11 protein-coding genes are annotated in these 11,199 nt (G+C 65.2%); 3 read left to right on the top strand and 8 right to left on the bottom strand.

The window, feature by feature from the left end:
* Positions 1-163: 163 nt before the first annotated feature.
* From AC1VNY_RS33015 to AC1VNY_RS32980, 8 genes are all read right to left on the bottom strand, one after another.
* Positions 164-697, bottom strand: a complete 534-nt coding sequence (locus tag AC1VNY_RS33015) for an NADH-quinone oxidoreductase subunit B family protein (RefSeq protein ID WP_482408305.1) — start codon at positions 695-697, stop codon at positions 164-166.
* 12 nt (positions 698-709) lie between these two features.
* On the bottom strand, positions 710-2,221 hold the full coding sequence (locus AC1VNY_RS33010; RefSeq protein ID WP_482408304.1) for a hydrogenase large subunit: 1,512 nt from the start codon (positions 2,219-2,221) through the stop codon (positions 710-712).
* A gap of 18 nt (positions 2,222-2,239) precedes the next feature.
* Complete coding sequence (locus AC1VNY_RS33005; protein WP_482408303.1) at positions 2,240-3,688, bottom strand: hydrogenase 4 subunit F; 1,449 nt, start codon at positions 3,686-3,688, stop codon at positions 2,240-2,242.
* A complete protein-coding gene (locus tag AC1VNY_RS33000; RefSeq protein ID WP_016843065.1) occupies positions 3,685-4,347 on the bottom strand; it encodes a hydrogenase-4 component E in 663 nt (220 codons plus the stop codon). The genes AC1VNY_RS33005 and AC1VNY_RS33000 overlap by 4 nt, the downstream gene beginning before the upstream one ends.
* Entirely contained in the window at positions 4,347-5,303 is a 957-nt protein-coding gene (locus AC1VNY_RS32995) for a respiratory chain complex I subunit 1 family protein (RefSeq protein WP_482408302.1), read from the bottom strand. Before AC1VNY_RS32995 ends, AC1VNY_RS33000 begins: the two co-directional genes overlap by 1 nt.
* Positions 5,294-7,309, bottom strand: coding sequence for a hydrogenase 4 subunit B (gene hyfB, locus AC1VNY_RS32990; protein ID WP_482408301.1), 2,016 nt, complete (start codon positions 7,307-7,309; stop codon positions 5,294-5,296). Before hyfB ends, AC1VNY_RS32995 begins: the two co-directional genes overlap by 10 nt.
* Positions 7,306-7,578 (bottom strand): helix-turn-helix domain-containing protein, encoded by a 273-nt coding sequence (locus AC1VNY_RS32985; RefSeq protein ID WP_028339461.1) that lies wholly within the window; start codon positions 7,576-7,578, stop codon positions 7,306-7,308. The genes hyfB and AC1VNY_RS32985 overlap by 4 nt, the downstream gene beginning before the upstream one ends.
* Positions 7,579-7,745: 167 nt before the next feature.
* A complete protein-coding gene (locus tag AC1VNY_RS32980; protein WP_482408300.1) occupies positions 7,746-8,645 on the bottom strand; it encodes a CHAD domain-containing protein in 900 nt (299 codons plus the stop codon).
* Between the two features lie 291 nt (positions 8,646-8,936).
* Here AC1VNY_RS32980 and AC1VNY_RS32975 point away from each other — a divergent pair, with 291 nt between their 5' ends.
* From AC1VNY_RS32975 to AC1VNY_RS32965, 3 genes are all read left to right on the top strand, one after another.
* Positions 8,937-9,371, top strand: a complete 435-nt coding sequence (locus AC1VNY_RS32975; RefSeq protein WP_482408299.1) for a MarR family winged helix-turn-helix transcriptional regulator — start codon at positions 8,937-8,939, stop codon at positions 9,369-9,371.
* Positions 9,372-9,444: 73 nt separating this feature from the next.
* A complete protein-coding gene (locus AC1VNY_RS32970; RefSeq protein WP_482408298.1) occupies positions 9,445-10,212 on the top strand; it encodes an enoyl-CoA hydratase-related protein in 768 nt (255 codons plus the stop codon).
* Positions 10,213-10,323: 111 nt separating this feature from the next.
* Complete coding sequence (locus tag AC1VNY_RS32965; protein ID WP_482408297.1) at positions 10,324-11,193, top strand: aldose 1-epimerase family protein; 870 nt, start codon at positions 10,324-10,326, stop codon at positions 11,191-11,193.
* Positions 11,194-11,199 lie beyond the last annotated feature (6 nt).

The following is an 11,199-nucleotide window of genomic DNA, read 5'->3' as shown; positions in this document are numbered from 1 at the left end:
AACTTCGCATTCATAAAGCACACTAGAATCATAAGTTTGCTAGTGTCCTTATCGAATCCGAAGTTCGCTCCGAAGGTGCGGCAAATGATGCGAACTTCGGATTCGGGACACTAGCGCGCCTCGCCCACGGTGCGCGCGGAGGTGCTCGTTTCTTTCCGTGCCTTCACCTTGCCGCGACCCCGGAGTCGACCGCCTCGAGCAAGGTCACGAGGCCCCGCAGGATGGCGATCGGCGAAGGCGGGCAACCCGGAATATGGAGATCGACAGGAACAACGGTGGAGACTCCGCCAACCACGGCGTAGCTGCCGGCGAAGCATCCGCCATCCCTTGCGCAATCGCCCGCAGCGACAACCCATTTGGGATCTGGCGTCGCACGATATGTGCGCTCCAGCGCCTCGCGCATGTTCTTGGTGACCGGACCCGTGACCAGCAGCACGTCGGCGTGACGGGGCGAAGCAACGAACCGGATTCCGAACCGTTCGACGTCGTAATATGCATTGCTTAACGCGTGTATTTCCAGCTCGCATCCGTTGCAGGAGCCTGCATCGACCTCGCGGATCGAGAGGCTGCGGCCGAGGCGTCGTCGTGCGGTGTGGCCGACCGCAGCCGCCAGCTCCGCGAGCGCAGCGTCATCGGGCCGCGGCGCTTCCTCCGTCAATGGCTGGCGAAACAGGCTCTGGAACAGAAGTTTGCGCATCGCCTCAAGCCCTCAGAGATCCTGCCCGGAATAGGAGCAGTTGAACGACTTATTGCAGAGTGGGAAGTCCGCCACGATGTTGCCTTCGATGGCCGCCTCGAGCAGCGGCCACTGAAACCACGACGGATCGCGCAGATGGCATCGCTCGATCCGATCGCCGTTCAGGCGCAGCCAGGCCAGGATGTCGCCGCGGAAACCCTCGACGAGGGCCATGCCCTCGCAAGGCTCTGCCGCACTGTGCAGCGGCACTTTGACCGGGCCTGCCTCGAGGCCAATGAGGATCTGGTACGCCAGCGCAAGACTCTGCTCAACCTCGCGGATCCGGATCCAGACCCGGGCGTTGACGTCGCCCTCGCTGAGGACGGGGACTTCGAAGCGGAGGCCATCATAGGGGAGATAGCCGGGCTTGCTTCGGGCGTCATGGTCGCGGCCGCTCGCACGCCCCACATAACCACCGGCAGCGAATTGCCGGGCGAGCGTTGGAGTTACGATGCCGGTGCTGACGGTGCGGTCCTGCAACGAGGCGGTGTTGTCATAGAGCTCGACCAGCGCAGGGAAATGCCGGCGGATCTGGTCGAGTACGGCCCGGATTGCGTCGGCTCCATCGCCGGCGATATCGCGCGTGACGCCGCCGGGAACGATGAGGTCGCGCATCAGGCGGTGGCCGAATGCAGCGTCGGCCGCGCGCAGCACGGATTCGCGCAGCACGGCGCAATGCGCCTGCATCAGCGCAAATGACGCATCGTTGCAGATCGCGCCGATATCGCCGAGATGATTGGCCAGTCGCTCGAGCTCGGCCATCAGCGCGCGCAGCAACAGCGCGCGCGGCGGCACGGCAATCCGCTGCGCGGCCTCGACCGCTAGCGCGAATGCCAGCCCATAGGCGACCGTGCTGTCGCCGGAGACCCGGCCGGCGAGCCGCGCGGCCTGCTCGATCGTGCTGCCAGTCATCAGCCCTTCGACGCCCTTGTGGGTGTAGCCGAGCCGCTGCTCGAGGCGGACCATCGTCTCTCCGCTCGCGGTAAAGCGGAAATGCCCGGGCTCGATGATGCCGGCATGCACCGGACCGACCGCGATCTGATGCAGGCTGTCCCCCTTGGCCGGGAGGAATTGATAGGGCGCTGCGTCCGCCGATGCATCGCGACGTTCGCCCAGCGGGAAGCGCGTTTGCCAACAGCCGTGATCGAGCCAGGGACGGGAATCCGGTGTGTCTGTCGCCTGCAATCCGAACAGGTCGTGGAGGGTGCGCTCCAATCGAAGCGCCGGCGGATGATGGGCCGCGACCGAAGGGAATTGGCGATCGGGACACTCCAGGCTGATCACACCGATATCGGACGTGCGGTCGTCAAGGATGGCCATGTGCACGCGCGACGGCTCGCCCCACAGCCCGAGCAGGCTCAGGCCGCCATCCGCAAATGCGTGAGCGGCGGTGCGCCAGGTATCGCCGTCCACCACGGCGCGCGGCCATGGATGATGCCGTTCGATCCTGTGGCCGGCCCGGATCAGATCGATCAACCTCGGCATATCCCGTTCTCCCTCGCGCTAACCCAGCAGGTTGGCGACGTGCTGGAACCAGACGACCAGCGGTCCCGGAAGGTAGATGCCCGCAGTCAGCACCAGCGCGAAATGCGCGAACATCGGCAAATAGGACGCATCCGCCGGCGCGGCATTGCCGCGCGGCTCGCCGAACGCAAGGCTGGTCAGGCGCAGGATCAGCGCACCGAAGGCGAGCAGCAGGCCGAGCACCAGCGGGATGGCGAGCAGCGGCTGGCGCGCGAAGGTGGAGCTGACGATGAGAAACTCGCTCATGAAGATACCGAGCGGCGGCAGGCCGGCGATCGCGACCACGCCGATCACGAGACTCCAGCCGAGTGCCGGATGCGACTCGGTCAGGCCGCGAATGTTGGCGATCCGCTGCGTGCCCTTCACCTGCGCAATGTGGCCGACCGCGTAGAAGATTCCCGACTTGGTGAGGCTGTGCATCACCATGTGCAGCAGGCCGGCAAAGTTGGCGAGCGGACCACCCATGCCGAACGCAAACACGATGATGCCCATGTGCTCGATCGAAGAGTAGGCGAACAGCCGCTTGATGTCGCGGCGGCGGTAAAGCATGAAGGCCGCGAACAGCAGCGAGGTCAGCCCCATCGTCACCATCAGCGGCCCGGGCGATATCGCATCCGGATTGGCGGCGAGCAGGATCTTGAAGCGGAGCACCGCGTAGAGCGCGACGTTGAGCAGCAGGCCGGAGAGCACGGCGGAAATCGGGGTCGGGCCCTCGGCATGCGCATCCGGAAGCCAGGCGTGCAGCGGCGCCAGCCCGACCTTGGTGCCGTATCCGAGCAGCAGGAAGATGAAGGCGACGTTGAGCAATGCCGGGTCGAACGTCGCCGCACGGCTGATCAGCACCGTCCACACCATGGCGTCCTGACCCTCGCCGACCACCGGCAGCGCCGCCATGTACACCAGGATCGTGCCGAACAGCGCCAGCGCGATGCCGACGCTGCCGAGGATAAAATACTTCCAGGCCGCTTCCAGCGCCGCATGGGTCCGGTAGATGCCGACCATCAGGACGGTGGTGAGCGTGGCAACCTCGACCGCGACCCATATCAGGCCGATATTGTTCGACACGAATGCGAGGTTCATGCCGAACATCATCACCTGATACATGGCATGGTAGAATCGCAGATAGCCCGGCGTCAGCCGCCCGGTCTCGAGTTCGTGGGCGATATAGCTTGCGCTGAACACGCTCGTGGTGAATCCCACGAAGGTGTTGAGCACGATGAAGACAATGTTGAGATCGTCGATCAGCAGGTACTGGCCGGGTTGCGGGCGCTCGACCACGAGCAGCGAAAGCGCGGCCAGCAAGGTGCCGAGACTGGCCACGATATTGAGACCCGCGGTCAAGCGGTAGCCGGGCAGCGCGGCCAGCACCGCCGCGGCGGTGATCGGTATCAACAGGACCCAGGTGACGGCATCCGACGCGGCAGTCATCGGCGCTCCCCCCTGAATTCATCGAGCGCGCCGACGTCGACGGTGTCGAACCGCTCGCGAATGCGGAACAGGAACACGCCGATCACGATGAATGCGATCAGGATCGAGAAGGCGACGCTGATCTCCACGACGAGCGGCATGCCCTTGGCGCCGGTCGCGGCCAGCACCAGGCCGTTTTCCAGCGACATGAAGCCGACGACCTGGCTGACGGCGTTGCGCCGCGTCACCATGACGAGCAATCCCAGCAGCACCACCGACAGTGCGAAGGCGAGGTCTTCCCGCGCCAGCGGATCGGCCGCGCCGGTGACGCGCAGCATCAGTACCATGGACAGGGCGACGAGCCCCATGCCCGCGAGCATGGTCGGACCGATGCTCACCGCGGTCTCGATATCGCGATGAATGCCGAGCTGCTTGATGATCCGATGCAACGCCACCGGGATGACGATCGCCTTGAAGACCAGTGCGATGGCTGCGGTCACGTAGAGATGCGGCGCATTCTGGATGAAGGCCTGCCAGGCGACCGAAGCTGCGAGCACCACGGCATGAAGCGCGAAGATATTCAGCAGCGCATACAGGCGGTCCTGGTACAGCATCATGAAGCTGATCAGCACGAGCCCGCCGGCGAGCAGATGGGCGATGTCGAAGGCGAGGTTGTGCATCAGAAGCCCCGTGACACGAACCGAAGCAGCGTGCCGAGCAGGCCGAGCATCAGCGCTGCGCCGAGGAATTCGGGGACGCGGAACACCCGCATCTTGGCCGTCGCGGTCTCGAACACGGCAAGCAGGAAGCTTGCGACCGCAAGCTTGAGGATGTAGGCGGCAACGCTCACCAGATAGGACAGCAGCCCGGCGCCTTCCGTGGTGATCTGCCACGGGAAGAACACGCAGATGATCAGGGAGATGTAGAGCAGCAGCTTGAGGAAGGCGCCGAACTCGATCATGGCGAGGTGACGCCCGGAATATTCGAGGATCATCGCCTCGTGCACCATGGTCAGCTCCAGATGCGTCGCCGGGTTGTCGACCGGGATGCGCGCGTTTTCGGCGAGCGCCACCATGATGAGGGCGATCATCGCCATGCCGAGCGAGACGCGCAGTCCGACCTCCGACGACGCCATGAAGGTCGCGACCGTCGACAGCTGCGTCGAACCGGCAATCAGCGCGACGCAGAATACCATCAACAGCATGGCCGGCTCGGCGAGTGCGGCGATCATCACCTCGCGGCTGGAGCCGATGCCGCCGAAGCTGGTGCCGACGTCCATGCCGGCAAGCGCGAGGAAGAAGCGCGCGCTGCCGAGCAGGGCGACGATCGCGATCAGGTCGGCGCTCCAGTTGAATTGCAGGCCGGTCGCGAATGTCGGGACCAGCGCCGCCGCGACCCAGATGGCCGCGAACGTCAAATAGGGCGTGACGCGGAACAGCCAGGACGCGTTTTCGGCGAGCACGACCTCCTTGCGCAGCAGCCGCAGCAGGTCGCGGTAGGGCTGGAAGATCGACGGCCCTTTCCGCCGCAACAGCCGGGCCTTGATCTTGCGCACGACGCCGGTCAGCAGCGGCGCGAGCAGCAGCACAAGCGCCATCTGGCCGAGCTGAACGAGGATGTCCGAGATCACGACCATATCGCGAGCGCCAGCAGCAATGTGATGAGGGTTGCGAACACCAGGCTGAGGTAGCGGCGGATGGTCAGGAACTGGAGCTGGTTCAGCCGATCGGCGAAAAACCACACGGCTTCCGCCACGGGTGTGTAGAGCCGCTCCCAGACCAGGTCGTGCATATCCACCCTGAGGCGGGCCGGCCGCAGTTCGCCTGGTGCGGGCATATCGACATGTTCGCGGGCCTGGAAAACCAGCGTGCCGAACACGCGGCGGATCGGCTGCACAAAGCTCACGCCGGAATACTGCGCCGCCGGTGTCGGATCGGCGAAGCCGCAACCCCAGGCCGGTCCGCGCCGGATCGCGCGCGACGCAAAGCGATGGATGAAGTACACCGCGAGCGACGCCGCTGCGGTGATGAAAGCAAAGACGAGCAATCCGTTGTAGGAACTGCGGCTCTCCTCGATCGGAACGATCGAGAGCCAGGGATCGTTCATCTGAACCGGCATCCGGTGGCCGATCACGACCTGCGCAACGGGCGAGAGCGCGTCGATCACGAGGCCCGGCAGAATACCGGCGAGGAAGCAGAGCACGGCGAGGCTGAACATCGCGGCGAGCGAATAGCGATCGACCTCGCCGGCGGCTTCAGCGGCCGGGTTCCGCGCGCGGCCGAGAAATGTGATTCCGAAAGCCTTGACGAAGCATGCGGCGGCGAGCGCCGCGGCCAGCGCCAGCAAGGCGCCGACCGCGGGCACCATGATCTTCAGCAGCCATTGCGGCAGGTCGGGGCTCTGCAGGACGGCCTGAAACATCAGCCATTCCGACACGAACCCGTTGAACGGCGGCAGCGCCGAGATCGCGACGCAGCCGACCAGAAAGACGAAGCTCGTGAGCGGCATGCGGTGGATCAGGCCGCCCAGCTTCTCCATGTCGCGTTCGCCGGTCGACGTCAGCACCGCGCCCGCCCCGAAGAACAGCAGGCTCTTGAAGAGCGAATGGTTGAGCACGTGGAACAATGCGGCCGTGAAGGCGAGGGCCGCCGCGAGGCCAAGGCCGTTCGCCTGAAATGCCAGCGCAAGGCCGAGGCTTGCGAAGATGACGCCGATGTTCTCGATCGTGCTGTAGGCGAGCAGGCGCTTGAGATCCTTCTCCATCAGCGCATAGAGGATCCCCATGACTGCGGTCGCGCCGCCGAGGATGAGAACCACGACACCCGCCGACCAGCCTGGCGGCCCGAGCAGATCGAACACGACCCGGATGAATCCGTAGATCGCGACCTTCGTCATCACGCCGCTCATCAGCGCCGAGACATGGCTCGGCGCGGCGGGATGAGCCAGCGGCAGCCACACGTGCAGCGGGATCAGGCCGGCTTTCGACCCGGCGCCGAGCAGCATCAGCGCGAGCACCAATGTGGCCTCGGACGGAGTGTGCGGGGCGGCGCGGATGGCCGCAAAGCTGTAGCTGCCGCCGGCTCCCGCCAGCAGGCCGAAGGCAAGCAACAGAGCCAGCGTCCCGAAGCTTGCCATCACGAGATAGACGTAGCCTGCGCGGGCATTGTCCGCGTCACGGTGATGCGCCATGACGAGCGCCCATGACGCGAGCGACATGAACTCCCAGCACAGCAGGTAGGTGAACGCATCATCGGCGAGCACGACGAGATTCATCCCGGCCAGGAACGCCGGGAAAAACGGAAGGATGCGCTGTGGCGCGGATTCGTGGCTGCCGTAACCAAGGCCGTAAAGACTTGCGGCCGCACCGCCGAGATTGACCACGACGAGAAAGAATGCGGCGAGCGCATCGAGGCGGAAATGCGATCCCAGCCATGGCAAGCCGACCGGCAGTATCAGTTCCGTCGCGCCGCTGCGGGCGATCAGCGCGAACAGGGCTCCGGCCAATGCGACCAGCGAAATCGCAAAGGTCATGCCGTAGACGATGGCTGTCGATTGGCGCGATCGGCGCGTTGCAATCGCGAGAGCGGTCGTTCCCAGCAGGGCGGCTACACACCAGATCTGCTGAGTGACCGCCGGGATCATGTCTGCACCTTCGGTGAGCCTGATCCGGCCTTCAATCGCACCCCGCGGCCGCCGCCGCTGCTGACGGCGCCCTCGTTGATGACCTCGACGCCGGCCGTGCCGAGCGCGTCGATCAGTTTCACCAGCGAGTCGACGTTGCCGCGAATGGTGCCTTCGCTCGCCTCCATCCGCTGGATGGTTGGCACCGAAAGTCCGGACAGCTCGGCGAGCTGCCGTTGGTCGATGCCAAGCAAGGCTCTGGCAGCTCGTAGCTGCGCCGCGGTGATCATCGATTGATGGCCGTCGATTTGAGGAGTCGCGTCTATTTGAATGTCATTTATGCACATCAACTAATGATGGCACAAGAGCAATAAATGATGTTTTATACATCATTCATGCGCGTGATCGTCGACGCGAGCCGCATCCGCCGCGCCGTCGACGTTGCGCTGACGCGCGCTCAGCCGGAGATTTTTCGATAGACCGCCGCAGCGTGGCGCAGCAGCCGGCTCTTGCGCTTCCGCTCGTGGACGCGCTGGTGCTTGGCCTTGCGCTCGTGGGCGCGCTGCGCGGGTGCATCGACACTCTCGAGCAATCCGCGACGCACCTCGTCGTCGTTCAATTCGCCGAGCAGTTGTTGCCCCTTGCGCAGATGCTTCAGGACGATCCGCCATGACGCGTATTCGTCAGGGGGCAAGCCGCCCTCCGAGAACTCGATGGCGTAGCGCAGCCGCTTGCTGGCGAGACGGACGCGGTGCCGCTTGTTCTTGCCCATGCCTTGCAGCCCGCGGCTCTTCTGGCACAGCTTGCCATGCCACCGCGCCAGCCGCCGCGCGTGAAAGACCGCGACCGGCACGGCGCGCCGTTGCGCGGCACGGGGATCCTGCCGCGTGGTCCAGGGGCCGCTGCCGACCCAGTCCCACATGCCGTCGAACCACTGCCAGTAGCGGTCGCTTTGCAACGCTTCCCTGAGGGCTTCGGACGCATCGGTTCGCGCCGCCTGCAGCATGCGTTCTTCGGGCAAGCCCTTGCTGTTCTCGATCGCGACGTCGAGGTCGCGCGTTGCGCCGAGGTGTGCGCTCAGCCATTTCAGTTCGGATTTCAGTCGCGTCCACTCGCTATCCGCCACCATCGGGCCGTAGAACGCGATCGCGGCTTTCAGCCGTGTCAGTGCAATGCGGGTCTGATGGAGCGCGGCCGGATCGCCGGAGCTCAAGGCCTCGTGATTGGTCGCGACTTCCTCGAGGCACTCGGACAGGATCAGGCGAAAGGCGGTCTCGCAACGCATGGCTTCGCTGAGATGGCGTGCCCGCTTCGGGCGGACAACGCGCTCCCTGTCCGGACTTGCCGCTAACGTCATGACACTCTCGTGACCCCGCCAGAGCCGCAACGCGGCTCCCGGATGCAAAGATTTCCCGTTTGATCGACGTCGATCAAGGGTTTTCTGCCGGGCCGCAGCGCAACGATCGGGCGGCGGGATCAAAATGTCGCAGTTGCGCCGATGGGAACGGCTTGTTCCAGCTGAGCGCGTGCGGATTGGGTGAGTGCGGGGTTCTGAGACCGCGGAACGCAATGACGGATCTCTGCCGATAGCGGATGTTTCGCGCACGAAATATCTTGATATTTCGCGTACGAAATATATAACGGCGTGATGAAAGCGGAACACCGGCTGATCTTTCTTCTGACCGTGGCCTATCGCCGGTTGCAGCGCGCCATCGATCAGGAGACGGCCGCCCACGATCTGACCTCGGCTCAGGCCGGCGTGCTGTTCTCTCTCGGGCGCAATGACGGCGCGCTGATCGGCGACGTCTCGCAGGCGCTCGACATCGTGCCGTCGGCGATGAGCGGGCTCGCCGACCGGATGGAACGTGCAGGCCTCGTCAAGCGCCGGCGCGATGGCGAGGATGGGCGCAGCCAGCGGCTCTATCTGACCGCGGCGGGGCAGGAGCTCGGCAAACGCGCCGCAACGCGGACGAGGGCGATCAACAACCGTCTGATGGAGGGGTTCTCGGACGCTGAAATCGACGTGGTGTCGCGCTGGCTGACCAGCCTGCAAGACAAGTTTCCGAAAGACAAGGACAGCTAGAGCGTCTTCGAGCGAAGTGGATACCGGTTCGCGTGAAGAAGACGCGTCAAACAACAAGCAACAGGAGCGCAGCATGAGTGAAGTGGTCGTAGCACTGGACGGCGGTGTCCTCACCGTGACGATGGCGCGCCCGGACAAGAAGAACGCGATCACCAACGCGATGTATGGCGCGATGGCCGACGCGCTCGAGCGCGCGGAGGGCGATTCCGCGATCCGCGCCGTGCTGCTGCAGGGCGACGGCGACAGCTTTACCGCAGGCAACGATCTCGCCGATTTCGCGGCGGTGTCGCGCGGCGTGCAGGGCGAGCGCCACGTGACGCGCTTCCTCGCCGCTTTGGCCAAGGCGACGCGGCCGCTGATTGCCGCCGTGCAGGGCAATGCGGTCGGCATCGGCACCACCATGCTGCTGCATTGCGACCTCGTCTACCTCGCACCGACCGCGCGGCTGATCACGCCGTTCGTCAATCTGGCGCTGGTGCCGGAGGCGGCGTCGACCTATCTGCTGCCGCAGCGCATCGGCTATGCGCGGGCTTATGCGATGTTCGCGCTCGGCGAACCGGTCGAGGCGGAAACGGCGGTCTCGATCGGCCTCGCCAACGCGGTTGTGCCGCTCGCGGAGCTGCGCGCCAAGGCCCGCGCGGCGGCGGACGCGCTGGCGAAGCGGCCGTTCGGCTCGCTCCAGCACACCAAGGCGCTGATGCGCGACCCCGCCAGGATCAGCGCGCAAATGGCGCGCGAGGGCGAGATCTTCCAGGAACGGCTGATGAGTGCGGAAGCGCGCGAGGCCTTCGCCGCCTTTGCCGAGCGCCGCCAGCCCGATTTCTCCAAGATTACCGGCTAGGCCCGGAGCGTGGCCCGCCACGCGTGGGCGGTCCCATTGCTTTGGGGTTGACGGCCTCGCCGGCTTCGAACATCTCCTGTCGGGGCATAGCGCAACCCGGCGAGGCGAGGCATGAGCGACAGTCACACGCTGCGCGGCGACGGAATCGCCGCAACCATTTTGGCGCAGGGCGCCGAATTGTCGTCGCTCGGAAATGCCGACGGGACCGAACTGTTGTGGCAGGCCGGCCCGCAATGGCCACGCCATGCGCCCATCCTGTTCCCGATCGTCGGCCGATTGAAGAACGATACGCTGCGCCACAACGGCAAGACCTATCCGATGACGCAGCACGGCTTTGCGCGCGACCGCCGCTTTGCCTGGGTGGAGCAGGGGCCCCGATCCTGCAAGCTCGCGCTCACCGACGATGCGAAGACGCGTGCGCGCTATCCCTTCGCATTCAGGCTCGAGGTCACCTATGCCGTTGATGGCGCCGCTCTCGATGTCGCCTTCGACATCGTCAACACCGGCGCCGAGACGCTGCCGGCCTCGCTCGGCGGTCATCCCGCCTTCAACTGGCCGCTGCTGCCGGGGTTGGCAAAAGAGGCCTACGCGCTGACCTTCGAGAAGGATGAGCCGGCGCCGATCCGGCGGCTCAAGGACGGGTTGATGAGGCAACAAGCTGAGCCAAGTCCGATCAAGGGCAGGGTGCTCGCATTGTCGGAGCAATTGTTCGACGACGACGCCATGATCCTCGATCAGGTCGCGAGCGCGTCGGTTCGCTTTGCTGCTGCGCAGGGCCCCGCGATCGAGGTGTCGTGGCGCGGCTTTCACGAACTTGGCATCTGGTCGAAGGTCGGCGGCGCGGCGTTCCTCTGCATCGAGCCGTGGCACGGCTTTGCCAGCCCGGTCGAATTCGATGGCGAGTTCGCCGGCAAGCCCGGCCTCATGCACATCGCGCCGGGCGCGCGGCAGTCACTGGGCTATCGCATTCGCGTGAGCTGACGAAGC

The organism is Bradyrhizobium ferriligni (genome assembly GCF_056837965.1).
This window is presented reverse-complemented; position numbering and strand designations above follow the sequence as displayed.